This is a genomic window from Paenibacillus sp. FSL H8-0548, assembly GCF_038630985.1.
Classification (GTDB): Bacteria; Bacillota; Bacilli; order Paenibacillales; family Paenibacillaceae; genus Pristimantibacillus.
Window position 1 is genome coordinate 4,449,479 of record NZ_CP152049.1, and the last position, 26,371, is coordinate 4,475,849.

At 45.5% G+C, this 26,371-nt stretch carries 27 protein-coding genes and 1 other RNA gene; 12 read left to right on the forward strand and 16 right to left on the reverse strand.

Translation table 11 applies throughout. The annotated features are described in order from the left end of the window. Position 1: 1 nt before the first annotated feature. A complete protein-coding gene (locus MHI37_RS19425; RefSeq protein ID WP_076339377.1) occupies positions 2 to 1,666 on the reverse strand; it encodes an RsmB/NOP family class I SAM-dependent RNA methyltransferase in 1,665 nt (554 codons plus the stop codon). Between the two features lie 138 nt (positions 1,667 to 1,804). On the opposite strand from MHI37_RS19425, the gene MHI37_RS19430 reads away from it, so the two are divergent. Next, positions 1,805 to 2,320, forward strand: coding sequence for a thioredoxin family protein (locus MHI37_RS19430; protein ID WP_076339376.1), 516 nt, complete (start codon positions 1,805 to 1,807; stop codon positions 2,318 to 2,320). Further along, positions 2,317 to 2,853: a PCYCGC motif-containing (lipo)protein gene (locus MHI37_RS19435; protein WP_083676518.1), complete on the forward strand. Its 537-nt coding sequence runs from the start codon at positions 2,317 to 2,319 to the stop codon at positions 2,851 to 2,853. The genes MHI37_RS19430 and MHI37_RS19435 overlap by 4 nt, the downstream gene beginning before the upstream one ends. 231 nt (positions 2,854 to 3,084) lie before the next feature. On the opposite strand, the gene MHI37_RS19440 is transcribed toward MHI37_RS19435, so the two are convergent. After that, entirely contained in the window at positions 3,085 to 3,888 is an 804-nt protein-coding gene (locus tag MHI37_RS19440; RefSeq protein ID WP_076339375.1) for a GTP pyrophosphokinase family protein, read from the reverse strand. Positions 3,889 to 3,905: 17 nt separating this feature from the next. After that, positions 3,906 to 5,003, reverse strand: coding sequence for a quinone-dependent dihydroorotate dehydrogenase (locus MHI37_RS19445; protein ID WP_076339374.1), 1,098 nt, complete (start codon positions 5,001 to 5,003; stop codon positions 3,906 to 3,908). 174 nt (positions 5,004 to 5,177) lie between these two features. On the opposite strand from MHI37_RS19445, the gene MHI37_RS19450 reads away from it, so the two are divergent. Beyond that, positions 5,178 to 5,318, forward strand: a complete 141-nt coding sequence (locus MHI37_RS19450; protein WP_179090311.1) for a hypothetical protein — start codon at positions 5,178 to 5,180, stop codon at positions 5,316 to 5,318. Positions 5,319 to 5,324: 6 nt separating this feature from the next. Here the strand turns inward: MHI37_RS19450 and MHI37_RS19455 are convergent, their stop codons facing one another. The 3 genes from MHI37_RS19455 to MHI37_RS19465 all read right to left on the reverse strand — a co-directional run bounded on the left by MHI37_RS19455 (position 5,325) and on the right by MHI37_RS19465 (position 8,476). After that, positions 5,325 to 6,731 (reverse strand): L,D-transpeptidase, encoded by a 1,407-nt coding sequence (locus MHI37_RS19455; protein WP_076339373.1) that lies wholly within the window; start codon positions 6,729 to 6,731, stop codon positions 5,325 to 5,327. A 160-nt stretch (positions 6,732 to 6,891) separates the two neighbouring features. Further along, the gene (locus MHI37_RS19460) at positions 6,892 to 7,128 is read right to left on the reverse strand and encodes a ferredoxin (protein WP_076339372.1); all 237 of its coding nucleotides are present in this window, start codon (positions 7,126 to 7,128) and stop codon (positions 6,892 to 6,894) included. Positions 7,129 to 7,186: 58 nt separating this feature from the next. Next, entirely contained in the window at positions 7,187 to 8,476 is a 1,290-nt protein-coding gene (locus MHI37_RS19465) for a DNA polymerase IV (RefSeq protein ID WP_076339371.1), read from the reverse strand. Between the two features lie 202 nt (positions 8,477 to 8,678). Between MHI37_RS19465 and cimA the strand changes: the two genes are divergently transcribed. Further along, the gene (cimA, locus tag MHI37_RS19470) at positions 8,679 to 10,295 is read left to right on the forward strand and encodes a citramalate synthase (protein ID WP_076339370.1); all 1,617 of its coding nucleotides are present in this window, start codon (positions 8,679 to 8,681) and stop codon (positions 10,293 to 10,295) included. A gap of 75 nt (positions 10,296 to 10,370) precedes the next feature. Here cimA and MHI37_RS19475 read toward each other — a convergent pair whose 3' ends face one another. Next, positions 10,371 to 10,910: a TlpA disulfide reductase family protein gene (locus MHI37_RS19475; RefSeq protein WP_076339369.1), complete on the reverse strand. Its 540-nt coding sequence runs from the start codon at positions 10,908 to 10,910 to the stop codon at positions 10,371 to 10,373. 240 nt (positions 10,911 to 11,150) lie between these two features. Here MHI37_RS19475 and MHI37_RS19480 point away from each other — a divergent pair, with 240 nt between their 5' ends. Continuing rightward, the gene (locus MHI37_RS19480; protein ID WP_076339368.1) at positions 11,151 to 11,609 is read left to right on the forward strand and encodes a M67 family metallopeptidase; all 459 of its coding nucleotides are present in this window, start codon (positions 11,151 to 11,153) and stop codon (positions 11,607 to 11,609) included. Here the strand turns inward: MHI37_RS19480 and MHI37_RS19485 are convergent. From MHI37_RS19485 to MHI37_RS19495, 3 genes are read right to left on the reverse strand one after another with little or no spacing between them, the layout of a single operon-like run. Further along, on the reverse strand, positions 11,595 to 12,329 hold the full coding sequence (locus tag MHI37_RS19485) for a 3'-5' exonuclease (protein WP_076339367.1): 735 nt from the start codon (positions 12,327 to 12,329) through the stop codon (positions 11,595 to 11,597). The two genes, MHI37_RS19480 and MHI37_RS19485, sit on opposite strands and share 15 nt — an antisense overlap. Positions 12,330 to 12,341: 12 nt before the next feature. Next, positions 12,342 to 13,409, reverse strand: a complete 1,068-nt coding sequence (locus MHI37_RS19490; protein WP_076339366.1) for a DUF294 nucleotidyltransferase-like domain-containing protein — start codon at positions 13,407 to 13,409, stop codon at positions 12,342 to 12,344. 38 nt (positions 13,410 to 13,447) lie between these two features. Next, positions 13,448 to 14,812: an ammonium transporter gene (locus tag MHI37_RS19495; protein WP_076339365.1), complete on the reverse strand. Its 1,365-nt coding sequence runs from the start codon at positions 14,810 to 14,812 to the stop codon at positions 13,448 to 13,450. Between the two features lie 409 nt (positions 14,813 to 15,221). Between MHI37_RS19495 and MHI37_RS19500 the strand changes: the two genes are divergently transcribed. Both MHI37_RS19500 and MHI37_RS19505 read left to right on the forward strand, forming a co-directional pair. Beyond that, complete coding sequence (locus tag MHI37_RS19500) at positions 15,222 to 15,647, forward strand: MerR family transcriptional regulator (RefSeq protein ID WP_256710685.1); 426 nt, start codon at positions 15,222 to 15,224, stop codon at positions 15,645 to 15,647. Positions 15,648 to 15,681: 34 nt separating this feature from the next. Next, positions 15,682 to 16,362: a zinc metallopeptidase gene (locus tag MHI37_RS19505; RefSeq protein ID WP_076339363.1), complete on the forward strand. Its 681-nt coding sequence runs from the start codon at positions 15,682 to 15,684 to the stop codon at positions 16,360 to 16,362. A gap of 87 nt (positions 16,363 to 16,449) precedes the next feature. Here MHI37_RS19505 and MHI37_RS19510 read toward each other — a convergent pair whose 3' ends face one another. Both MHI37_RS19510 and MHI37_RS19515 read right to left on the reverse strand, forming a co-directional pair. Further along, positions 16,450 to 17,349 (reverse strand): LysR family transcriptional regulator, encoded by a 900-nt coding sequence (locus MHI37_RS19510; RefSeq protein ID WP_076339362.1) that lies wholly within the window; start codon positions 17,347 to 17,349, stop codon positions 16,450 to 16,452. A 43-nt stretch (positions 17,350 to 17,392) separates the two neighbouring features. Then, entirely contained in the window at positions 17,393 to 18,031 is a 639-nt protein-coding gene (locus MHI37_RS19515; RefSeq protein WP_076339361.1) for a rhomboid family intramembrane serine protease, read from the reverse strand. A gap of 103 nt (positions 18,032 to 18,134) precedes the next feature. On the opposite strand from MHI37_RS19515, the gene tpx reads away from it, so the two are divergent. Beyond that, positions 18,135 to 18,653: a thiol peroxidase gene (gene tpx / locus MHI37_RS19520; protein WP_076339360.1), complete on the forward strand. Its 519-nt coding sequence runs from the start codon at positions 18,135 to 18,137 to the stop codon at positions 18,651 to 18,653. An 82-nt stretch (positions 18,654 to 18,735) separates the two neighbouring features. Here tpx and MHI37_RS19525 read toward each other — a convergent pair whose 3' ends face one another. The 4 genes from MHI37_RS19525 to MHI37_RS19540 form a co-directional block, all read right to left on the reverse strand. Next, positions 18,736 to 19,125 carry a DUF1499 domain-containing protein gene (locus MHI37_RS19525; protein ID WP_083676517.1) on the reverse strand — a complete coding sequence of 130 codons (390 nt, stop codon included), beginning with the start codon at positions 19,123 to 19,125 and terminating at the stop codon, positions 18,736 to 18,738. Positions 19,126 to 19,237: 112 nt separating this feature from the next. After that, positions 19,238 to 19,420: non-coding RNA, 6S RNA (ssrS, locus tag MHI37_RS19530), on the reverse strand. 47 nt (positions 19,421 to 19,467) lie between these two features. Beyond that, positions 19,468 to 20,244 carry a DUF624 domain-containing protein gene (locus tag MHI37_RS19535; RefSeq protein ID WP_076339358.1) on the reverse strand — a complete coding sequence of 259 codons (777 nt, stop codon included), beginning with the start codon at positions 20,242 to 20,244 and terminating at the stop codon, positions 19,468 to 19,470. A gap of 138 nt (positions 20,245 to 20,382) precedes the next feature. Beyond that, the gene (locus MHI37_RS19540; protein WP_076339357.1) at positions 20,383 to 22,008 is read right to left on the reverse strand and encodes a DEAD/DEAH box helicase; all 1,626 of its coding nucleotides are present in this window, start codon (positions 22,006 to 22,008) and stop codon (positions 20,383 to 20,385) included. 155 nt (positions 22,009 to 22,163) lie between these two features. Here MHI37_RS19540 and MHI37_RS19545 point away from each other — a divergent pair, with 155 nt between their 5' ends. From MHI37_RS19545 to MHI37_RS19560, 4 genes are all read left to right on the forward strand, one after another. Beyond that, positions 22,164 to 23,003: a YitT family protein gene (locus MHI37_RS19545; protein ID WP_076339356.1), complete on the forward strand. Its 840-nt coding sequence runs from the start codon at positions 22,164 to 22,166 to the stop codon at positions 23,001 to 23,003. Positions 23,004 to 23,141: 138 nt separating this feature from the next. Beyond that, positions 23,142 to 23,336: a hypothetical protein gene (locus MHI37_RS19550; RefSeq protein WP_076339355.1), complete on the forward strand. Its 195-nt coding sequence runs from the start codon at positions 23,142 to 23,144 to the stop codon at positions 23,334 to 23,336. A gap of 331 nt (positions 23,337 to 23,667) precedes the next feature. Further along, on the forward strand, positions 23,668 to 25,026 hold the full coding sequence (locus MHI37_RS19555; protein WP_342556500.1) for a transposase: 1,359 nt from the start codon (positions 23,668 to 23,670) through the stop codon (positions 25,024 to 25,026). 123 nt (positions 25,027 to 25,149) lie between these two features. Continuing rightward, on the forward strand, positions 25,150 to 26,346 hold the full coding sequence (locus MHI37_RS19560; protein WP_076339684.1) for a putative glycoside hydrolase: 1,197 nt from the start codon (positions 25,150 to 25,152) through the stop codon (positions 26,344 to 26,346). The last annotated feature ends 25 nt before the right edge of the window (positions 26,347 to 26,371 follow it).

The following is a 26,371-nucleotide window of genomic DNA, read 5'->3' on the forward strand; positions in this document are numbered from 1 at the left end:
CCTACATCCATCTCCATCCTGCTGGCAGCTCATTTTTGATCATGCCTCCAGCATATTTCCCCCATCCTATCGGATAGCCGTCGGTACAAATCAATAAGTACCCTTTCGCGGGCGCTCCATCCTTTAGCTTTATTGCGGATTCCTCTATAAATAACGTTTCTCCTTTGAGATAACGTAACGTCTGCTCATCATCTGAGCCCCAATTAATAGATCGTACAGCTTCCGCTCGAGTCATTCCCATCGCAAGCGGGTGAGAAGGCTCGAAGCGTCCTCGTACTGCTTCTCCCACATACCAGCCTGCTCTAACTACTCGCAGGCCATCAAGCGAAGGCAGATCTTCCGGCTGAATATATACTCTTGAGCCATATGCAACAGCATGTCCTGGCCAGGACAAAGCCCCTATGGCCAGTTGCTCGGCATGCTGTTGCCAAAGCTGACTCGGAGTTGCTTCCTCAGCTGCAGCTCCTGCTTTTACAGACTTGCTCGCTCGACCGTTGTCATTTGATCGTTTCTTGGAAGAGAAATCGTTTGCTGTATTCTCCCAATCACTGCGAGTTTGTCTTTTTGCTGCTCGACGTTCATCTCTGTGATCCTGCTTCTTCTCACGTATTTGATGACCACCTTGCTGCGTATCCCGCTTTAAGTTCCCTCCCGCGGCCTTCGATTGGTTTGGATAATGGGGTGCTGCATTTAACGCTTCATCAACAAGCGTAGGCTTACGTTCACCATTGCGAACCAGCACAGCCGCATAGTGGCCTTCTCCTTCAATCAAGTGCGGCCATAGACGAACTGTTCCCTGAATCGTTTGCAAACGCTCCTCATCGAGCTGAACAGCCTTACGGGCCATATCCGCCCGACCTGCTCGCCAGCCATATTGCTGCGGCACAGTTTCAATATAGAAGTCGCTATGCTCTGCGAGAAAAATAGCGATTTGCTGCTCGTCCTCCTCAGGCGAGAACGTACAGGTCGAATAAACAATCCGTCCGCCAGGAGCAAGCATCGAAGCCGCTTCCCTTAAAATATCTCGCTGCATAACTGAGCATTGCTCGACTGAATGCTTCTCCCATTCCGCAATCATCGCTTCATCCTTACGGAACATCCCTTCACCAGAGCAAGGGGCGTCAACCAGAATACGATCGAACCATTCTGGAAAAATAGCGGCAATCGCGGCAGGCTCTTCATTCAACACGACGGCATTACGGACACCAGCGAGCTCAATATTTTTCGCCAATGCCTTTGTTCTTTCCCGCGCATTATCGTTTGTGACCAATACGCCGCTTCCTTGCAGTCTCGCAGCTATTTGTGTTGACTTTCCGCCCGGCGCAGCACATAGATCAAGCACGCGATGTCCAGGCTGCACATCTAATAATTCAACAGGCGCCATTGCGCTCGGCTCTTGTATATAATAGAGACCTGCGTGATAATGAGGATGCTTGCCTGGTCGCTCACCTTCTTGGTAATAAACGCCATCGGGTGCCCAAGGGATAGGCCTTGCTCCCTTGCTTATCGGCGATAGCTCCTTCCAATGCTCCACATCGAGCTTCAAACGATTAATTCTTAAACCATATACTCTTGGGGCAGCGTAAGAAGACATAAATTTGTCATATTCATCACCTAGCAGTTTTTCCATTTTATCCGTGAATTTCCGCGGCAAATTGCCGATCATACATCTTTCCTCCTGCCAATTTTCCTGGATGCCATGCTCTTTCACACAGATACAACTTTGTTATATAATATAATAAAGTAAGGACATGCCTTATAAAACGGGTCTGTCCAATAAAACGCTTCGGAGGTAGCTCTACAAATGAAAAGAAAAAAGAAGTTAAAAATGATTTATGTGTACATCGGTATTGTCGTTATTTTATTCGGTTTGATCTTCGTTTTGAACAACAGCGGGTCTGTTAGCGCACTTTATGACAAGCCTATTTCGAAGCTAAATCCAGAAACACGCAAGCAACTTGATGATCCTAACTATCAGAATATCATATTACCGGCCGTTTTGGATCAAAAGGTTGCCGACAAGGAAGATTTTTTCGTCTATTTGTTCGCTTCCGATTGCCCGCATTGCCAAAAAACAACACCGCAATTAATGCCGCTTGTTGATGAGCTTGGCATTGATCTGCCGCAGTTCAATTTAAGAGAATTTCCAACTTACTTCAACAAGTATAATGTCGAGTATACACCAACGCTTGCTTACTTCGAGGACGGCGTACAAGTTGATAAGATTGAGGGCGGTCTTGCTGAAGAAGGTACTACAGGCTATAGCTTGGATGATTTCCGTGCATTCTTCAATAAATATTCAGGAGCTGAGAGCAAATGATGAAGCGCCAGCGCTTAACCGAGGAACAGATTGCCGAGAATCAAAAAAACAGTCGTATTCGCGGCATCATGTACGGGCTGCTGCTGGCATTCGCATGTATAACGCTACTCACGGCCTGTGACTTGGCTAATGATGACAAGCCAGGTACTGAGCATCAGCACGGCTCTGAAACCTGGCAAACGACTGAATCGTATGACAAGCTCCCTGGGTTTCTTTCTGATTACACCACGCATACAAGCGATCTTTACAAGGCGGTACACGAGCATGCTGACATCATGAGCGGCATTACTTGCTATTGCGGGTGCTCGGACGGCTTAGCTGTAGAAACTCCGCATGACTCGCTTCTACGCTGTTACGTAGCTGAGCACCCTGCGGATGAAGGGGCCGTAACTTGGACGAATCACAGTACAAGCTGCGGCATTTGCAAGAAAGAAATGGAAGAGGTCATCGCCTTAAGCAAGCAAGGCAAGACTGCTGATGAAATACGTGCAGCAATCGACGTCCTATACAAGCCGAAAAAATCCAGCGAGTAATTCTTCCAAGGGCTGTCGTCATGATTACAGAGCTGTTCAGTACGGGTCTTATCGACCAATACTGAGCAGCTCTTTCTTCTTATATCCCAAGGCAGCTAATATTTTTCCAGGTTAAGAAGAAACGGCTGTCACCGTCCTTGGCGGCGCCAGCGCGTTTCATTCCTATATGTCAAAAAGGTGCCTAAGCAGCCTACTCACCGCTTAAACACCTTTTTCGTTTAATAGGATAACCTAGTTTTGGTTAGCTTTTTTGGCTCTTCCAATTGCCGCTTGAATATCGATCGACAGCTGATTAAGCTCATGGTAATCCTCTTTTTCAAACTTCTCATTAAATTTCAACTGAAATTGTGCAGCCTCGCGTACCCGATTGTAAAAATATAAATCCTGAATCCCACTCAGCACCTTCGAGACGACATTGGACTGCTCCTCGAATTCGGTCTGCGCATCCAATATTTCTTTACGTATGCTGGTCATCTCTGTATCGAGCTGGGAAGCCGCTTCCGCTGCTTTTTTCAATCGGGTGCGCACATCCTCAGGGAGGCTCTCTTTAAACTTGTAATTTAGAGAATGCTCAATCGTCGCCCAGAAATTCATCGCTAATGTGCGGATTTGGATTTCAGCTAGCACTTTTTTGTAGCCTAGCGCGGTTTGAACGGGGTATTCGACAATCATATGATAACTGCGGTAGCCGCTATCTTTAAAATTCGTAATATAATCCTTCTCATAGACGAGCAAAAGATCCCTTCGTGTCCGAATCAGGCCTGCTACCCGATGGATATCATCAACAAACTGACACATAATGCGTATGCCTGCAATATCCTCTATACCTGAATCCAGACGATCCGGAGGTACGTTCAACCGTTTTGCTTTCTCCAAAATACTTGAAATTCGCTTTACCCGGCCGGTGACAAATTCAATCGGCGCATAAGCTTCTCGTATTTTCAGTTCAACCCGCATCGTCTTAAACTTTACTTTTAGTTCTTCTACCGTTTGTTCATAAGGCTGTAAAAAAAGATTCCAGTCTCTACCGTCCATCCGGCCGCCTCCTGTTCCTAAACGTGATCTGCACCGACTGCTTCGGCAATATTGCGGTAGCCATCTTTACGCAAGCATTCCTTTAATCCGCTGGTCAATTCCTTAAGTACGCCTGGCCCTTTGTAGATAAGCGCTGTGTAAATTTCAACCAAGGAGGCCCCTGCGCGGATTTTATCGTATGCGTCCTGCGCTGTAAAAATTCCGCCTGATCCGATGATCGGAAGCTTCCCACCTGTCTGGCGGTAAACTGCCCGTATAACCTCAGTTGAACGATCTCGCAGCGGCTTGCCACTTAAACCGCCTGCTTCGCCCGCAGCGGAATGCTGAAGCCCCTTCCGGGATAATGTCGTGTTTGTAGCAATGATGCCTGCGACACCACTTTCCATTATGGTAGCAACCGTCAGCTCAAGCTGCTCGTTTGTCATATCAGGAGCAATTTTAACCAGCACAGGCTTAGCTTTCTTTCCTTCTTTCGCCGCTTGTGTGTTTATTTCCTTTTTCACTGCGCTAAGTAGATTTTTCAGTTCTTCCCCATGCTGCAAATCACGTAAATCCGGCGTGTTCGGGGAACTGATGTTGACGACAAAAAAATCGCCATATGTATAGAGATCGCGGATGCAGGTCTGATAATCCTCATGCGCCAACTCATTCGGTGTTGTCTTATTTTTTCCAATGTTAACCGCAATCGGAATTCGGTTGATCTTCCGACGTGACAGCTTCTCTGCCATCGCAGCAGTACCTTCATTGTTAAATCCCATTCGATTTATTAACGCCTCATCCGGCGGGAGTCTAAACAATCGCGGCTGCTCGTTGCCGGCTTGTCCCTTCGGGGTTACCGTTCCTACCTCAGCGAAGCCAAACCCTATACTAGAGAATCCATCTGCAGCCTTGCCGTTCTTATCGAGTCCTGCAGCTAAGCCCACAGGGTGTGGAAATTGAATACCAAATAGCTCGGTAGCAAGCTCCGGCGACTTCGCTACGCCGTACATTGCATGCATAAGCCCATTTAGTCCCGGTATGACTCCTCCTGCGGCCAAGCCGTCAATAACGAGATGATGGGCCTTCTCAGGGTCCATACGAAAAAAAACAGGCTTTAAAATAGAAGAATAAAGCACCTTACTCACTCCGATCTCAGTTGTATGTTCTACATGACAGTTTATCGTTTTTACAACAAAAAGAAAAGAGCCTGCGCACAAGGCGCAGGCATCCGTTATATTGCAGCTTGTCTAGAAAACGATTACAATGAGATCATATTCATTATTATTATGAAATTAAGGGGTTGAATATCAATGAGTTCACCAAAAAGAAAGCCTGCAACGATAAAAGCCAAACCAAAAGAAGAAGTAAATAAAAAGGCCCTGGTATGGATCGGATCTGTCGTCGGGGTTATTGTTGTAGCTATCGCATTGCTTCTAGTTTTCACCTCGTAAACATACTTATGTCAACCATTTATACACCTTTGCGGGATTGGTTTCGTTTTGGCGCGGCTCCAGCTTAAAGCGTTCAGCTGGCGTTTGCACCTTCGACGGAAGCGTCCCGTTTTTTATTTTGACAACCGTCCCTAGCGGTACCATATCGAATAGCTCCTCAACATCTGCTTTGCTCATCCGAACACAGCCCAGCGATTCATCCTTGCCGATGCTGTCGGGCTCATCTGTGCCGTGTATCGCATATAAAGTTTTTGAAAGAGTCATCCCGCGACTGCCGAATACCCCATCATCTCTCCCATTTGGATTTTTCACTTTTTCACTTATGTAGAATCGGCCTTCAGGCGTTTCTTCACCACCAAGACCTACCCTATAACTGCGTACGATAATATTCCCTTGAATGACGGCAAGCTGGTGAGTCGCTTTGTCTACGATAATTTCAAGCGGCTGGCTCCAATCCTTATCCATCAGACCATTGCTGCCAACACTGCTGCCTCCCAACATATTCTGAGCTCGTCCCTCGTCCGCTGCCGATGGATTCCCTTTCCCCGTTTCATAGGCCCCCGCAGCTTTATCCTTATTCGCTTTAGCATTTTTAACTTTAAATTTAACGCTATTGAACATGGAACGCATTCCGCTGCGCTCACCAGAAAGAAAATTATTCGGATACGGACGGATGAGCTCATCGAGCTTCTCCGGCCATTTTTTATTAATACGCTCATAATGAACGATAGCACTCGCCAGCGTCCAATGCGTCTCCTGCTGCTCACGCCAGTCCTCATATTGCTTGGAAATGCGAGAGGAGTCAGACGGAATACATTCACAGGTCTGTCGATCAAGCATCACAGCCTGCAGCTCCGCAGAACCTCTATCCTTCCGTACAGACATAAGCAGCTTCGTTTGACCTAACCATTTGCTCCAGCCAGCTTCCTCTTCAAGCCTCGCAGCAATCATAAGCTGCGGTGCCTCGCTTGCTGCTTCCATTAGAGTGTTCCAAGCGCTGCCAATCGGCTGCCGCTCCTTCTGAGAAATAAAAACGACGCCAACAGGGAGCACTTCAGCTTGAAGAACAGGGATCGGCTGATTTGCAATCTTTGTTTTTATCTCCCCATTTGCTGGAGCAAGGGCGGTTATAAGGAGAAGCAGAGCAGCTAATAAGCCTGTTCTTAGCGCCATCTTTTTTTTCTTTTGCTTCCTATCCCACTCTTTAAGCAATTGCAGCTGATTGTCAGACAGAGGATGACTTTCATCCTCAAAGGCGTCATAAACCTCGCCAGCTTTTAAAAAGCAATAATTTGCTTTGCCTTCCTTACCCGCCAGCAAATATTGCTTTCCTAACAAATACCAGCCCATTTTGTTGCTCGGATGTTGATTAACAAATTGCTTTAAATATAAAATATCGTCTTGAGACTGCATCCTCCCACCCTTTCCAAATCGTGGTGATATCTATTTATCGGTAGGATGGAAGCTCGATTTAATGCCTAATCTTTATTTCTTTTTTCATTCCTATATTTCAAAAAAAGCTCCCCATCGCAGCTTACGCCAGCGAAGAGGAGCTCTTTAGTCGTACTAGATATTAATAATTAAAAGGCACATCGGCAATTTTGATTGAATCCGTAGGACAACCGTCGGCGGCATCCTGCAAATCGTCAAACAAATCTTCCGGAATCTCTGTATTTCCTCTGTTTGCATCTGCTTTATAAATAACCTCTGCAAGACCTTCATCATCATAATCATAAATGTCAGGAGCAGTTGCTCCGCAAGCTCCACAAGCGATGCACGTATCTTTTTCAACCCAAGTAAACTTACCCATGGAAATTCCCTCCCAAATAAATATATACGGTATAATCTCGTCTCTGTACAGTCAAGCTTCACTCATCAATATATAACAAACTGTCATCCTTTTGCAAGGATGTACCGCGAATTCGTTTATTCCTAATTAAGGTGGATGGATCGTCGCCAAGCATCCCTGCAGTTAGAACTGCATCCTCGCCATATTTATCGCGAAGCTGATCCATCGCCTTCGTAAGCGCCTCCCTGCGGGGCTGCTGCTCATAGCTGAATAAATCAAGCTGCATTGCCGTTTCGTCAAGCAGCGAGAGGTTTTGCAGCGTTATTCCAAGCAATCGAATCGGCTCGCCAGCCTGCCAATGCCGGTCATAAAGCTTGCAGGCTTCCCTATAAATATCATCAGCGGCCTGCGTTGGAGAAGCTAGCGTGTGCGAGCGTGCAATCGTCGTCATATCCGGCCTGCGGATTGTAATTTGAACCGTTGTGGCCACCAGCTTCTGCCGCCGCAGCCTGCGTCCCGTTTGGTCAGCCAAATTAAGAAGCACGCGGTACACTTCCTCACGTGCCATAATATCACTCGGCAGCGTCGTTGTATGGCCTATCGATTTATTACGCTCACGATTGGGATTAACCTCACCATAATCTATCCCATGAGCGGCCGCCTTCATCCAAGAGCCTACAACGCCAAAATGCTTAATTAACAAAATTTCGTCAGTCCCTGCCAATTGACCGATCGTTCGAATATTGAGCTTTGACAGCTTATTAGCAGTTTTTTTTCCAATACCGAACAACGTATCACAGGATTTATCCCAAAGCACCGTTTTGACATCGCGAATACGAAGCACTGTAAGTCCATTTGGCTTCTTCATATCCGATGCCATCTTAGCTAGAAGCTTGTTTGGCGCTAAACCGATTGAGCAAGGCAGCGACCATTCGGATGTAATTCTCTTCTGAAGTGAAGCAGCAATTTCAAGCGGCGAGCCAAACATTTTGGAGCCGGTTATATCCATGTAGCATTCATCGATCGATACCGCTTCTACAATTGGTGTAAATTGTCTTGCAATAGCCATAAAGCCTTGAGAATATTTACGGTATAAATTAAAATCCGGTTTTATTAATATAAGCTCTGGACATAGCTGAAGTGCCTGTCTTACTGTCATTCCAGTCTTTATTCCTTTGCTTCTCGCTGGGTAAGAGCAAGTGACAATGATTCCTTTGCGCTGCTCTACACTTCCGGATACGGCTGTTGGTCTGTTCTTATATTTCTCAGGTTCCTCTGCTTCATGCACGGAACAATAGAAGGCATTCATATCCAAATGAATAATGACCCTGCCTTTGACAGGATAATATTCGCTTACATTTTTCGTCATTGAGTGAATCACCACCTATTTCGAAGCAACAAAATTACATAAGCTTGATCATCCTCAGCATACAATTCCATTAGAGGCAAGTCAACGAAACCAAATGGAACATGCAAATTTTACGTCCAACCCCCTCTACTTTCCTCGCGACAAGTGCTATAATAGTTCATTATGATTTGAAATGGCTATCAGTAAAGGAGGCGTCCCGTTAATGACAACAAACATATCCATATTTGATACGACGCTGCGTGACGGAACACAGGGCGAGGGAATCAGCCTGTCAGCGGATGACAAATTAAAAATTGCCCAGAAGCTCGACGCGTTGGGCGTTCATTATATTGAAGGCGGCAATCCGGGAAGCAACAGCAAAGATATTGAATTTTTCCAAAGGATCAAAGCTTTTAATCTGAATGCCAAAATTACCGCATTTGGCAGCACGCGACGCAAGAACAGCTTGGCTGAGCAGGATGCGAGCCTCGTTCGCATTGCAGAATCCGGTGTTCCTGCTGCTACGCTTGTAGGCAAGTCATGGGATTTCCATGTACATACAGCCCTGCAAACGACGCTTGAGGAAAACTTGGCTATGATTTATGATTCAGTCGCTTTCTTAAAGCATAATGGCATGGAAGCCTTGTTTGACGCAGAGCATTTTTTCGATGGGTACAAAAACAATCCAGAATACGCAATCTCGGTGCTTAAGAAAGCTCAAGCGGCTGGGGCGAATTGGCTCGTTCTATGCGATACAAACGGCGGAACATTGCCAAATGAAATACATGACATCGTCACACGTGTCCGGCAGGAGCTTACAACACCAATTGGCATTCACACACATAATGATTGCGAGCTAGCCGTTGCAAACTCGCTTGCTGCTGTTAGAGCTGGAGCACGCCAGGTGCAGGGTACGATTAATGGCTACGGCGAACGCTGCGGCAACGCTAATTTATGCTCCATTATCCCAAATCTACAAATTAAAATGAATTACAACGTATTGGCAGAAGGCAAGATTTCCACCTTAACGAGCACAGCACGTTATGTAAGTGAAATCGCCAACGTCAGCATGCCAGTCGGTCAAGCTTATGTCGGCAACGCAGCGTTTGCTCATAAAGGCGGCATCCATGTGTCCGCAATCATGAAGGATTCCAAAACGTACGAGCATATTCAGCCAGAGCTCATCGGAAACAAACAGCGTATTTTGGTTTCTGAGCTTGCCGGGCAAAGCAACATCATCTCTAAAGCCAAAGAGCTTGGTCTTGATGTGAACTCAAATAATGAAAAAACAAAGCTGATCATGGATCAAATTAAAGAGCTTGAGCATCAAGGATACCAATTTGAAGGTGCCGATGCATCTATGGAGCTCTTGCTTCGCGAAGCCTTTGACGGTGAGGTCAAGGAGCTTTTTAAAGTGGAATCGTTCAAAATGCTTGTTGAGAAAACAAACGGCCAGATGATTTCTGAGGCTATCGTAAAAATCAATGTCGATGGTCAGCAGGTATATACAGCGGCGGAGGGCAACGGTCCGGTTAACGCGCTCGATAACGCCCTACGCAAGGCGCTGGTGCAGTTTTACCCAAAAATCGAGGGGATTCATCTCTCGGATTACAAAGTGCGTGTCATCGACGAGAAGGACGCTACAGCCGCTAAGGTTCGTGTACTGATCGAGTCAACCGGACTTGACAATACATGGAGCACCGTTGGTGTCTCCAACAATGTAATTGAAGCAAGCTGGGAAGCTCTTGTCGACAGTATCCGCTATGCTTTGTTAGGAATGGTTAAAGTAGAAAATACGCCGCTTGATCCACATGATCGAATTGGACTTGTTAATCATTAAGCTGCTAGGAATCAGAGAAATAATAAAGGCTGCCCTTGTCATCATATGACATTAGGCAGCCTTTATTTTGGTTAACTACATCCACTTCTCAATCAAGCGTTCCCATTCCTCGTAGGTAATGACGCCATTAATTCGCTCTCGTATGACACCCTCACTATCAATCAGAAATGTTGTCGGGAATGTATCGACCTTATATTGCTTCGTCACATCCCCCTCTCGGTCCATCAGAATCGGAAATGTAAACTCATGCTCATTGACAAAGTCTCTAGCTGCTCGTTCTTTATCGTACTTCGTTGCATTAACACCGTAAAGTGTTATCGCCTCTCCATATTGTTCATGCAAACGCTGCAGATCCGGCGCCTCCAGCTCGCAAGGCCCGCACCAGGATGCCCAAAAGTTAACGAATGACAGCTTGCCATGTACGCCGCCAACCTCATAGGACTTCTCGTCAAGCGCTGGAAGCTTAAAGACGGTTGCTTCGTAGCCAGCTTTTGGCTTGAAATCCGCAGAAGGAGCAGCGAGCGTAACCGAATTCGGATCGTTGTTGTTATATTGGAATACAGCCAAGCCAGCAAACACAAAGGCGATTGTAAAAAGCGCAATGACACGTTTCATTCAGTAACTACCTTCTCTCACTTCAACATAATATCTTTATGGCTTCATGGTATCATGCACAGTATGTTAGCTCAAGGCGCTGAGCCTATTAGCCATAAAAACGTCACGATTACAACGCTGCTTCTTCTCCTATTGTAGCTCATCTATAGTCTATTCATACGTTATGGAACGAATATTAGCGCACTCAGACATATTCCGTTATAATTACGTTATCCTAATTTATTAAAGGGAGGCATCATTATGGCAGCACAGCAAAAGGGCCACATGACCCATTCTGCATATGAGCAGCTCATCCGAATTTGCAGAAACGCAAAGCCAATCGAAGCCTGCGGCATTGTTGCCAGCGCTTATCATTCAGCTTTCGACGAGGACACAGAAGGTGAAGCTATTCCTATTGTCGACACGATTATCCCCATTACCAATACCCATATTGACCCTACACATTCCTTTTCCTTTGATCCAGCCGAATGGACGGCCATCTACTACGATATGCAAAAAAACCGACAAAAGCTTGTCGGCCTGTTTCATTCCCACCCACGTACAGCGGCTGTTCCATCGCCTAGCGACTCTGAAGGCTTTCTCCCTTCATCCGAGCTGTCCTATTGGATTGTCTCCCTCCAAAACAGCGAAGCGCCTCATGTACAGCCCTATCGGCGCTCACAAGGTGAATTTCTGCCGCTTCAGCTAGTGCTTACTTAAATAAGCATATAGGTCGCCTAGCGTCGTAATATTTCGCTCTAAAATACGAGCAAGATAGTTCCGCCACAGCTTAGCTGTCATGATCGAATCCTGCAGTGCATGATGCCGGTCCGTAACAGGAATACAGCAACTCTGAAGCAATTCATCCAGACTGTATCCTTCAAGGTCCGGCTCAAGCCATTTGGCTACCATCATCGTATCCAGCACTCTATGATTCAAATTCACTTTGGAGGTACGCCATAGCGCTGCATTTAGAAACTGCTTATCATGCCCCGAAGCATGTGCAACAAGCAAGCGTCTTCCCACAAATTCCATAAAATCATGAAGCACCTGCATCAAATCAGGAGCATCCTGTACCATTTCATTCGTAATACCTGTAAGCTCGACAATCGCACGCGGGATTTTACGTTTTGGATTGACAAGACTATAGAAGAACTCCTCTTCTACAACCTCGCCTCCGCGAAACATAACGGCTCCGAATGAAATAATTTCATCGCCATTTGTAGGATAAAACCCCGTAGTCTCAAGATCAAACACAATAACCTCAAGCTCCTTTAGCGGCATGTCGAACATGGATTGCCTACGCTGCTCTTTGTTGACATTGCGAATAAACGCCATTTGCTGCGCATTTTGCGAGCCAAGCATCGAAGCGATGGCAGGTGTAAATCCTCCCATTTTATATAGGTTCCACATACGACCGACGCCTTTTTGCTCCTTCATTCCTTCACCGCCCTACATAAACCTACCCATTGTCTGCTTGAACACCGTTCGCTGCAGCTTCTTCCCCACTCGCAAACTGTTCTTTAATTCATCTGTCATTTCCTTCGTTAGCTTACGACTGGATAGCTTCCCATTATCGGCATAGAAGCCATCGGTGTTTTGCTCTGTCGTCATTAAGCGCAGCCTCAGAAAAATACGGAATGCATGACCGTATGCCTCAGCGTCTGCTTCAGATATCCTTCCAATCTTCACAAGCTGTTTAATTCTCTGAAGAGTGGATGTCTCCTGTATGCCTACTTGAACAGATAACAGCCTTATGGCATTAACCATCGGGATATATGCGCCATATTTAATGTCTAGACTGCCTGAATCCTCTCCATACTGTTCCTTAAGCAATTGACCAAAGAAACCGATCAGCACCTTGTGACGCATCGTATTGTCTAACATCCGCTGCAAAATGATTTGATGATTAAGCATATCAATAAAAAATAAGTTCTTTAGCTCTTCAAGCAGCGCATGCTCTCCATAAACACAACGACCATCTGCAATAATCAATAAATAACGAACCGCTTCCCAGGACGGCTCCTTAAACCACTGATTCAGCTTTCTTCCCCATTCTGATATGGATAAGTTCCATTCGGGATTACGGCTCAATACATTACCCTCACACGGCGGATAACCAACCGTCTGAAGATTTCCAACGATAAGAACACTTAATTTTATGAAATAAGTCCGTACTTCTGCTGAATCAGCCACAGGATCACGATAAACAATTCCGCTATCTTGATCACTTGTCAAAGTTTGCTCTTTCCGGCCACCGCTGCCGAACAATAGATATGCGTAAGGCACGGGGGGAAAACCATTCCCCATCCGTGCCATTTCCGCTTCTGCGAGGATTATTGAGCGCCGAATTACTGCGTCGTGCACCTCATTCAATTGTTCATTAAATTGTTCGACCGAACTTGTGAGGAGAAGAGCTTCCATCTGCTGGTGAACCTGATCCCGCAAGCTCCGCAGCTCTTCTACACGATCAGCTGAACTAATCTGCTTCAGCAGCTGCAATCGCACCGGATCACTCATCGGGCGCCCTCTCCCTTCAGTCAATCCTTCATATGATATTAACCTTGAATATTTTCACCTGATTTTTTCATTTGCTCAGGATAACCATAAGCGCCATGCTCACTTAGGTCAAGACCGATAATTTCTTGCTCCTCTGTTACACGGAAGCCGATAATAAACTTCATTACACCAAGTACCAAGAAGGAAGCAGCAAGTACGAACACTCCAACTACAACTACCGATTCGAATTGTACCCAAAGTTGTTTAAAGCTTCCTGTGTCAATTAGACCACCTGTACCAACACCTACTTTGTCAGCGAGCACTTGAGTAGCGAAAATACCGTTAGCAAGCGTCCCCCAGATACCAGCCGCACCGTGAACGGACAAAGCATAGATCGGATCGTCAACTTTGATTTTCTCGAAAAATTTCACGCTGAACACAACAAGCACACCAGCTACTAGACCGATTACTACTGCTGCCCAAGGGTCTACGAATGCACAAGATGCTGTAATCGCAACTAGACCTGCAAGTGTACCATTAAGCATAGCTGTGATATCTGCTTTTCCAGAAATTGCCCATGAAATGAAAAGTGCTGCCACGCCGCCTGCGCCTGCTCCAAGCATCGTGTTAAATGCTACGTAACCGAAGAAACCATCGCCAATTGCTACAGTACTGCCTGCATTGAAACCGAACCAGCCTACCCACAGGAGCAATACGGACAATGCCGTGAACACTTGGTTATGCCCCAAAATTTCATTAGCTGATCCATCTTTGTTGAACTTCCCAATACGCGGTTTAAGCAACACAGTTGCCGCGAATGCTGCAAGCGCACCTGTTAAGTGAACGACCGTCGAACCTGCAAAATCTTGTGCGCCATCTTCAGCAAGCCAGCCGCCGCCCCAAATCCAGTGAGCCACTGTCGGGTAAATAATAGCGACAAAAAATAATGTAAATACGATGTATGAGGATAATTTAGCTCTCTCTGCGAAACCGCCCCAAGCAATGGATAAGGACACTGCTGCAAATGCTAATTGGAATAAGAAGAATACAGTGCTAGGATAGCTGTCGCCTTCACCAGCTGTCAATGATGGATTGAAGAAGAAATCTCCCCAGCCGAACAATGCATTAATACTACTCTCACCGCCAAATGCCATACCGTAACCAAAAGCCCAATAAATAAGTGCAGCTAAGCCAGTTGTGAAAATCGTTTTCCCTGCAACATGGCCTGCGTTTTTCATTCGTGTAGATCCTGTTTCAAGTAATATGAATCCACCTTGCATAAGAAGAACTAAAATGAAAGCAAGCATAACCCATAGTGAGTTTAAACCCATGTCTAACGTTGCGGCTGAAGGATCCTCTGCGAACGCCATTACCGGAAACAATAAAGTGAAGATCCCTAAAGCTAACAATGTTTTCTTTACCATTACGACCACTCCCTAAATGTTATGTTAACTGACATGCTACGAAAGACTTAATGTCATTATAGACAGAAACGAACCATTTGACAATAGTTTTTATATGTATTTTCAAAAAAAATCAAACGTTCGGCATATAACCTGACACGAACGTTTGGTTTTGGCAGCGTTCTGCTTCGAAATCAACGTTACAACCTATCTATCCTTCGCATTTTCATCATCTATAGGTATAACTACCTCTCACGAAAGAAACAGGTCTAAATTCACATCAACATGTAACACGTTTGACTGTATGGTTACTTGTCCATTATCATTAGAAGTAGATGAAATAGCAGAACCATCGTTATCATAAGCTATCGTAAGAGCGGCCTTCTTTAATAGAAGTTTTTTTAGATACGTACGAATGGAGGGGTTAAACATGTATCGAATCGGAGAATTATCCAAACTCTCGCAAATCAGTGCTCGCACAATAGATTATTACACTTCAATCGGCCTTATTCAGCCAGCGGAGCGTTCGGCCAAAAACTATCGCCTCTATGCCGATGAAACCTTGCAGCGCTTAGAACGTATTGAACAGATGAAAAAAGATAAATATACGTTAGATGAGATTAAATCTACAATTGAAAGCTGGAGCAAAATTACACCAGAAGAGCAAGTCTCTCGCAAGCTTACGGACCTGCAGCATCATTTAAGCCAGTTGGAGCGTGAAGTCAAGGAGCTTGAGCCTGTCCTCAATAAACTCAAGCCAAGGCAAGCCAACCATCTCTACACGCGTCTTGTGCCGCAGACAGCCGCTTGCATCGAGGCACTTATGATACTCATCAACAAAAGCTCCCTCATGTAGCGATATCTTATCAATATAATGGAGGAATGACTCAATGATCATTATCTACGTATTAATCGCGCTTGCTTTTATACTAACGATTTGGGCACAATTCCGAGTCAAAGGAACTTTCAAGAAATGGACCAGCGTACCAGCAAACAGCGGATTAACCGGTTATCAAGCAGCAAGACGCATGCTCGACGCTAACGGCCTTCAGGACGTTCCCATCGAACCTGTAAGAGGCTCGCTCACCGATCATTACGATCCGATTCACCGTGTTGTACGCTTGTCTGAGCCCGTCTATTACGAAAATTCAATTTCCGCTATTTCAGTCGCTTGCCATGAGGTCGGACACGCAATCCAGCATGCCGAGCATTATCCTATGCTGGTGCTTCGCCATCGCATATTCCCTGTCGTTAATTTCGCTTCTGGCGTTGCCCCTTTCCTCTTCATCGCCGGAATTTTATTTTCAGCCCTGAATTTGATCGGTCTTGGTGTTATTTTCTTCTCAGTAGCAGTGGCCTTCCAGGTTATCACGCTTCCAGTTGAATTTAACGCCAGCAACCGCGCAAGAAATATTATGGTTGCCGAGGGCTTCATTACGAACAATGAAGAACGTGGAGTTGCCAAGGTGCTTAATGCAGCAGCTTTAACCTACGTCGCAGCAGCTCTTCTCTCATTACTTGAGCTCGTTAGATACATCTTGATCTTTGTAGGCGGCAGTCGACAAGAATAATGAGTAGATGAAGCAAAACAAATAGGAGCTGTTCTCGATCGGTCATCAATGACCGATCGGAACAGCTCCTATTTTTATTCGTACTTATCATTTTTTTGAGCCTTCTTGGAAATACCGAAGCAAAAAACCGTGAAATACTTTGGCTACTAACGGAAGCTTCTCGTTTGAACGCTGTATAAGTCCAATCGTCCGTGTCACACGCGGCTCCGTGACGCGGACTTTTCTCGCCTGCAAAGGCCCCGTATAATGAAGAGCCATCTCCGGAAGCAGGCTCACTCCCATCCCCGCAGCAACTAGACCGCGAATCGTATCTGTCTCCTCACCCTCAAAGCCGATCTGCGGCGTGAAGCCCGCCTCCAGACAAGCCTCCCATACAATTGGCCTAAGCGAGTAGCCTTCGCTAAATAGTACAAAGGTCTCCTTCTCAAGCTCCTTCAGCTCAATCGATTCTTTATCGCACAAGCGATGGCCTGGCGGCAATATCGCAAACAGCTCTTCGGTTAGGAGCACTTCACCGCTTACGAATTCATGCTCGTCAGGAAAAGGAGAGATAAAGGCCAAATCGATTTCACCTTTGATCATGTCTCGAATTAATGATGGATACATCCCTTGTTTAAATCGAAACCTCACATTCGGATGCAGCTTGTGAAATGCTGCTACAACCTGCGGAATCAAAGAAATTCCTAAGCTATGAGGGAAACCTAATCTAATTTCACCCTTCTCAGGGTCTAAAAATTCATGTATTTCAATAACCGCTCGCTCGAGATCAGCCAATATGACTTCAGCGCGTTTAAGAAATAGCTGACCAACTGGCGTAAGCTGTAGGTTTCTTCCTTTTTGAGCGAATAGCTTTACGCCAAGCTCTTCCTCAAGCTGATGAATTTGCCGACTCACTGCTGATTGAGCTACATGCAATTCTTCTGCCGCTTGCGTAACATGCTCTTTTCTAGCTACTTTTACGAAATAATGAAGCTGACGAAGTTCCATACCGGTTAGATTCTCTCCTGTAACTACATAGTTTTCATAAATGTCACTGATGTCTTCGTGACTTTATACGATCGAAGAAATGATAAAGAATGAAGCCTGCCAAAGCACCGCCAACATGTGCCCATAGATCAATTTGCGGCACAAGAATCGAATAGACGACACCAAATACTAAAATAACATATACCGTTTTGCGCGAGCTCTCATCCAGCTGTGTCTTGCGAAACAATGATAAGTATAGAAAAGCTCCATAAATGCCATAGATAGCTCCTGAGGCCCCTACACCGATATGCGGGCTCATATCACTTTGAATAACATTCATTAAAGCGCTCATCCCGTTTCCAGCTATACCGCAAATCAAATAAAATCCAGCGTAACGAAACTGTTTCAGCAAATATTCCAGCGGCGGTGCAAAAACAAGAAGCGCAAACATATTGTAAAGCAAATGCTCAATTCCAGAATGCATAAACATGGAGGTTACATAACGCCATGGCTGCTGGAGTCCGTACGGATCTATCTCCACATCGGTTGCAAAGGCTCCGTACTTATACGCATGATAAGCGTTATTCGGGTCACCATTTAGGGCGACCACAATAAAGTAAGCCAGGTTTAATGCAATCAATGCTGCTGTAATCGGATAAAGCTTTAGATAGGAGCGGAAGCTCTCATATCTTAAGAAGATCATTGAATCGTCCCCTTTTCTATTGCAATTGGACAAGGTCGTTTCATAACGCTTATAATTAATCTGGTATTGACCAAAATAATCATTTAGAGGAGGAAGTTTACACATGACACAAGAACGTACAGGAGCTGCCACATTCAAAGGCAATCCGATCACATTAGTTGGACCTGAGCTAAAAATAGGTGACCAAGCACCAGATTTCAGTATCAACAAATCTCTCGTAGAGAATGCTTCACTCAAGGACTTCTCCGGTAAAGTTAAGCTAATCAGCGTTGTTCCTTCTATCGATACTGGCGTCTGCGATGCACAAACTCGTCGTTTCAATGAAGAAGCCGGCGCACTAGGTGACAATGTCGTTGTCCTTACAATTAGTGTTGACACACCTTTCGCACAATCTCGCTGGTGCGGTGCCGCTGGTGTCGATAAAGTCGTAATGCTTTCCGACTATAAAGCACATAGCTTCGGTGAAGCTTATGGCGTTTACATTAAAGAGTTTGGCCTTGATCAACGCTCAATCTTCGTCATCGACGCCAACGATACGATCCAGTATGTTGAATACTTGCCTGAAATGACTGAGCATCCTAACTACGAGCTTGCAATCAACGCTGTCAAAGCGCTTGTATAATCAATTATCCGCAGCTAATTAATTGAATAGACATTGCAAAACAAAGCGAGTGAAGGCAACCCTTCCTCGCTTTGTTTATGTATTAGCTATTTACTTTAAATGCAGCAAGCTTCTTATCCAGCGTACGGTACAAATCGATAATAACTCTGTAATTAGAACCAAGATCTCCTAGTGAACCACGGGATGCCGAATAAATATCGACAGCAGATTGCAGCGGATTTACACTAATGACAGAAACTGTAATGTCCATTGTTCTTCCAAAAGATGTACGCTTCTCAAGAACAATCTCTCCAACCGATTGCACCTCGTGAAGCAGCTTGTAGCCTTGCATTTTCTTTAGAGTCGATAGCACTTCTTCCCAAGCCTTGTCTTTGGACAGCTTGTAGAAATGAGATTTGAGCATTGGATCCTTGGCTCTGTCGCCAGTCTGTTCATGACTGCGCAGCAGCCCGATCAAGGTCCGCTTCAACAACAACGATCTCCCCCTCCGGAATCTATGTACATTACTCTATATGATAACATGATTTGTCCAATGAAAAAAGAGCTATCGCTGGATTTCTCCAGCAGATGCTCTTCATTTTAAATGAAAACCCGCCTATGCCGTCCGACTCACATGTTTCTGAACCCGCTTACGCAGGTGGGTGACCGCAGAACCGCTTTTGAGATCCCCTTTCGGGGGCATGTCAGCTACGTCTCGATATTGGTCTCCCGTGAAACAGCCATTGGTTCAAAACAGCGTAAAGCCGTAACGAGCATCGCAGGAGGTATTGCTATTATAGACCGAACAAATGAAAAAGTAAACGCTCACTAGCTGTTATTTACTGGAGCTGCTTGAATCATCCTTAACCAGATCAATTCGATCAAGCTCAGCTGCATTCTCAGCCTCTTCTTCTTCCGCTATCCGCGCCTTCTCCGCTTGATCTTGCAGCTTCTGATAGATTAAATGGAAATTCCAGAACGCCAAATAAGCGATAATGCTGCCCATAAAGAAAGGAATGAGAAACGTAAACCTAGTACTGAAATACATAACCGCACCACTCATCAGAGCCGTTGACAATGAACGGAATGGCTTGCCTATTGTAATAAGCACGGCGTTTTTCAGCAATTGAAACGTTTTCATATGATAATGAACAAGCATTGAGAAAAAATTAAATAACGAGATAATAAGCAGTAAGAGGAATGCAATGAAAATGTAGGACAGCAAATTCAACTGTTCACGATAAACGATAAAGTCTACAATCATAATCGCAAGCAGTATCGTATAAATAATACCGCCCAGCATACTTTGTTTATAGTTTTCTTTGTAGCCTCTGAAAAAGGTTTTGAAGAGTGCGACATCGCTCTCACCCATTACCCATTTGCGAGCGACCGCAAACATTGCAGCTGTTGCAGGAAATAAAGTAAAAGGAGCAACGACAGCCATTACAATCAGCCCAGAATACACTTGGTTGACATCCTGAGACATAACCAGCATCCATGCAAAGAAAACGAATGGCAATGAACAGATCAGCCATAACACATTAATAGTCGCTAACCGCATAATCCATTCGGATATTCGGTAAAACCCACCCATTAGTCCTCTTGGTTCCATCAGATCTGCCTCCAGAAATGTAAGATTACTCCCACCTGACGAGTAAAAAATAAAAAAAAACCGAGGTCGTCGGGATGCCAGTTAGGGATCACGGACTTCCTCGGTTTTTTTATTAAAATTTACAAAGGTAAAACTTGATTAGTTATTTACATAACCATCAGGAGAGCTTTTTGGACGACGGTTTTCTGGACGCCCTTCGCTGCTCCGTTTACCTGCATAACCGCCGCCACTGCTGCTGCCGCCGCGCGACTCATAGCCACCACGCGAGCTGCCACCAGTACTACTGCTGCTGCCGCCACTGCTGCGTCTGTCATCGCGTCCGCGATAACCGCCGCCGCCAGTGCCGCTGCTGCTGCGATTGCCGCCGTATGAAGACGACGAAGAAGAACCGCTGCGATTGAATGGACGACCATTCGAACGAATATCCGGCTTGCGTTTTTTCGCACGAAGCGGATCTTCCGGCGTCAATTCGATTTCTACGTTTTTCTTCTCGCCGGTCAGCAATTTGATTGCTGCGGAAAGCAAGTGAACGGAATCGTATTGCTCAAGCAATTGAATGGAAATTGCTTTGTATTCAGAGAATTCATCGCTTTGAACGACTTCAATCAGACGCTCAGCCGTTACACGTTGTTTGCCTTCAATAGCCTCAGCAATGCTTGGAAGCGGCTTGCGGCTCATCTTCTGGCGTGTAACTTTCTCGATGAAATGCAAGTGATCCGTTTCACGCGGTGTAACGAATGACCAAGCTGTACCTTCTTTACCTGCACGGCCCGTACGACCGATACGGTGAACGTAGCTCTCAGGATCTTGCGGAAGGTCAAAGTTGATAACATGTGTTACGCCAGAAACATCTAGTCCACGTGCAGCAACGTCAGTTGCTACTAGAACGTCAATGCTGCCGTCACGGAATTTGCGCATAACGCTGTCCCGTTGGTTCTGTGACAAGTCACCGTGCAATCCGTCAGCAGTATAACCACGCTTCTGAAGCGCTTCGCTTAGCTCATCAACCCGGCGCTTAGTACGACCGAAGATGATCGCAAGATCAGGTGATTCCATATCAAGCAAACGGCTAAGTGCTTCAAACTTTTGGCGTTCATGCACTTCAATGTAAAATTGCTCGATAAGCGGTGCTGTAATTTGCTTCGGAATAACCGAAACATGCTCAGGGTTTTTCAGGAATTGCTGTGCAAGTCTCTGAATGTTAGCTGGCATAGTTGCAGAGAACAACATCGTGTGACGCTCGTCAGGCACTTGCTTCAAGATAGATTGGATGTCTTCCATGAAACCCATATCAAGCATTTCATCTGCTTCATCCAAAATAACAGTTTGTACATCTTCCAGACGAATCGTCTTGCGGTTGATGTGGTCAAGCAAACGACCCGGTGTACCAATAATAATTTGAGGTTTCTTCTTCAATGCACGAATTTGGCGTCCAATTTCTTGTCCACCATAAATCGGCAACGAGCGAAGGCCCTTGTATCGAGTCAACTTCCCGATCTCTTCTGCCACTTGAATAGCGAGTTCACGGGTTGGCGTCATTATTAATGCGACAATGCGTTCCTCGCTTGTCGGAATTTTGTTAATGAGCGGAATTCCGAATGCCGCTGTCTTTCCTGTACCCGTCTGTGCTTGGCCAATAAGATCTTGACCAGCCATAGCAATAGGGATCGCTTTGTCTTGAATCGGGGTAGATTCCTCGAATCCAAGTTCGGTAATTGCTTGCAACACTTTTGGTTCCAAGCCAAATTCAGCAAATGTTTTCAAACTTTTCTCAAACTCCTTTTATCTGCAGCCTACTTAAAAATATCTTAATCATTATAGCACACAATCATTCGTGAATACCAGCGAACCAAAGAAAGCCATACTAAAGAATCACAAAATAAAGTAAATAACACATCCGTTGGATGGGAGTGAACCTTATGAATCCGCATTCCATTCGTTACTTATATACCGTGCCCATTATGACAGTAGGCTCCTTGCTTATCGCACTCGGCTTCAATTTATTCCTTATCCCCCATCAGCTTCTCAGTGGCGGGGTATCCGGCGTTTCTATGATGATCGGCTACATTACCGGCGGAAATATTGGATGGCTTTATTTCATTCTCAATTTACCTATTCTTCTATGGGGCTGGTTTATCATCGGCCGTCGTTTTATACTGTGGAGCATTTATACGGTTATCGTCTCGACCTTGTTCTTGCAGCTCATTCCTATCGTCAAAATTGCCGATGACATCATGCTCGGCGCAGTTTTTGGCGGCGTTATTACCGGTTTCGGAAGCGGCTTGACGCTTCGATATGGCGGCTCCTCCGGCGGATTCGACATCATTGCCTCCATTGTCACCCGCAAACGCGATTTACCCGTCGGCATGATCATTTTCATTTTGAACAGCCTCGTTATCGCAATTCTGGTTATATTTACTCAAAACTGGGATTCAGCCCTTTACTCTCTTCTGTCCATTTTTTCCGCTGGAAAAATAGTGGATCTCATTCATGTGAGACATATCAAAGTAACGGCCTTTATTATTACAACCAAGACGGATGAACTGCTGGCAAAGCTGCTCTCTCACCCGCGGGGGATAACAATCTTGAAAACACGCGGCGCCTATTCCTCTGAAGAGAGAGATATGCTGATGACAGTTAGGACGAGGTATGAGCTTGCTGAGCTTAGCAAAATAGTGACGAGCATCGACTCGCGCGCCTTTATCAATATTGTGGAGACTGTCAGCGTAATTGGCGACTTTACTAAGCCAAAAGACTAATTTATATAGCCGAATATGGATTTTACGCAGTATCCCTATGTTTTTGAAAATGATCCTGATATACTATTTGTATCCCGTAGCTTTGGTTTCTTGCCATATGATTTCCCCTAAACATTAGATATGAAAGGGTGATGCTCAATGGATATGGAAACGGTCAAATTGTCTCAAATTGTAGAGAAGCTTGCCCCAGAGCTTAGTCCTTTTCTTACGCCACGCGAATTGGACATAAGCATCGTGCTGCGTGACGGCCTTGCCTTACTCGAGCCCGCTGACGCCATGGAAATTGTGCAGCACAGCATTTGCAATCAGCAGAGAGAAGCTTTGTTACAATGACAATGCGGGACAGACGGATTATTTACGCGCCAGTCGATACAATCGACTGGCTTTTTGTTTGATTTGGGCTTAATCCACTGCTGAAATCGTCTCTTATTAAGTAGAAACTACGACGTCATCCTTGTCTAAGGACAAGAAGTTTCTCCCAAAAATATAGGCGGAGTATAAATATGAAACTCAACTTTCGCAGAGTCAAAACCGAGTTGACTCCAATCCGGTGTTAAGGTAAAGCTGGTTTAAGTAACGATCTTGCCCATATAGAAAAACACCGCTTCATTTGGTAAAGTGAGATTGTCGAGATCCACTAAACCAAAGAAGAGGTGTCCCTTCCATGATAAAGCAAAAGTCGTCCCTAGATCAACTCCCACCTGAAATGAGGCCTGCTTTTCAGGAACTCGGTGTACTGAAGCACCTGAGAAATGCAGGATTCAAAAAGACTTTTGGCTATACCTGTTCCCATCTATTTATGCTCGTTTTTGTCCTTCTCTTTCATCAGAAGAACTGGTTTCGTCTGCTCGAAAGTTCCAAAAGTGAAGCCTTTCCTGGCAAAGATGCCGTCTACCGGTTTCTTAATCACAGCGGATTTGCTTGGCGGCGTTTCTTGACTTCTCTCAGCAGTGACACCGTTCAGCGAGTCGAAACCTTGACCTCCGTCACACGAACTTCCGTGTTTATTGTCGACGATTCCATGTTTGAACGAAATCGCAGCAAAGCGGTAGAACTTCTCGCTCGGTTCAAGGATCACGCCACCGGTGCTTATTATAAGGGGTTCCGTATGCTGACTTTAGGCTGGTCGGACGGCCATACATTTCTCCCTCTGGACTTCGCCCTGCTCAGTTCTGTGAAGGCTGGACTGACCGGTATTCATCCGGGAATCGATAAGCGATCCACTGGCTACAAACGCCGGAAAGAAGCTCTGCTTTCGGCCCCGCATCTGGTTTCTGAACTGCTGGATCGGGCCATCGCCTCGGGTGTTTCTGCGTCTTACGTACTCATGGACAGTTGGTTCACTCATGCGCCCTTAATCGAGCGAGTGGTGGAACGAGGTCTTCATGTCATTGGCATGGTGAAAAACGACAACAAGCGATATCTCGTTCAGGGCAAGCGGGTCGATCTCAAAGGTCTTTACCGATCTGCAACGCAAGTCCAAGGGAAGCAACGGAATATTTTGCGTCAGATTCATACGGAACTGGTTCCCGGTATTCCAGTCGTCGTGATCTTTGTTCGCCATCGCTCCAAGAAAAACGAGTGGCTCGCGATTCTATCGACGGATCTCACACTGACGGCACCGGAAATCATTCAAATCTACGCTCTTCGCTGGGACATCGAGGTCTTTTTCAAATGCGCTAAATCCTTGCTGCGCCTGCAAAAAGAGTTCCAAGGTCGCTCCTACGATCTGCTCATTAGCCATACTACGATTGTCTTTTCCCGTTATATTCTGCTGGCTTGGCAGCATCGGCAAAGTACCGATCAACGGACGCTCGGTGGACTGTTTTATTTGCTATGCGATGAAGTCGGTTCTTTGGACTGGGCAGTGGCTTTACAGCAACTGGTGGAATTGATGAACGAAATCGCTAATCAAGTCGGCAAAAAGCTATCCACTATGATAAAAAGTCAACTACAGCTCTGGATCTCCGCTTTGCCCAATTACATCAAGGCTTACTTGCCAATTTCAGGCTGCGAAAGTTGAGTATGAAACTTATACTTTTCTATATTTCAAGCATATACTTTCTTATATTTTCAAAAAAGTTAATGACCCAGCATGCCAACTGCTTTATAATTTGAACAGAATAGCTAACGGGGAGAGAGCAAAATGGACATCATAATTTCAACCTTAATGCTGCTGTACAGTCTGCTCACGGGTAACGGTGAAGAAAATGCTGCCGTCAAGCAGCTCGCTGTTGCTTACTTAAATTCTGCTGCTGGACAAACGCTAATCCAACCTGATTCGTCCATTGCTGGCGGAAACACATCTGGAGACAAGAGCTTAGCCATTGTCAAGAAAGACCCGCAGCCGGATACCCCGCCAATAAAAGGGATCTATGTGACGGCTCACAGCGCTGGTGGCGCACGCATGGAGTCATTGCTCAAGCTGCTTGATGATTCCGAGCTGAACAGCATGGTCATTGATATTAAAGATGACAATGGTTTTATTACATATCCTACGACAACACCCGAGCTGCAGGAGGTTGGTGCCTCCAAAAAGTATATTCGGGATATCCATGCTCTTATGGTTACACTCAAGCAGCATAACATTTATCCCATAGCGAGAATCGTCGTCTTCAAGGATACCGCGCTAGCCCGCAAGCGGCCTGAGCTCTCGTTCCTGCATCAGGATGGAACCATATGGAAGAACGGACGCGGAGAAAGCTTTGTCAATCCTTATCGCAAGGAAGTTTGGGATTATAACATCGCAGTTGCCAAGGAAGCCGCAAAGCTAGGCTTCAAGGAAATTCAATTCGACTATGTCCGTTTCCCTGAAGGCTTCGAGAATAAAGAGGCCTCGCTGACCTTCGACAAAGCTGAGCAAAGTCACGTTGATACGATTGCCGGCTTCGTGAAATACGCTCGCGAGCAGCTCGAGCCGCTAGGTGTACGCATGTCTGTGGATATTTTCGGATATGCTGCGTCTGTACCTACAGCAGAGGGTATCGGTCAGGACTTCGTAAAAATCTCAAACGATGTGCATGTGATCTCACCAATGGTTTATCCAAGCCACTATAGTACCGGTTGGTTTAAACAAAAGGACCCTGATTTGAACCCTTACGAAACCATTAAAGGGGCCATGATTGATACACACAAGAAGCTTGATCCAATAGAAGAACTAAAGCCGATTATCCGGCCTTGGATTCAAGATTTCACTGCCAGCTGGTTAGGAAATGGCCACTATATGAAGTATGGCAAGGCGGAGGTTGAAGCGCAAATAAAGGCGCTTAAGGACACTGGTATTAATGAGTATTTGCTATGGAACGCCGGGAATAAGTATTCACCAAACGTTAACTACGAGTAGTGCAGCATTAGCAACACAAAAAAAT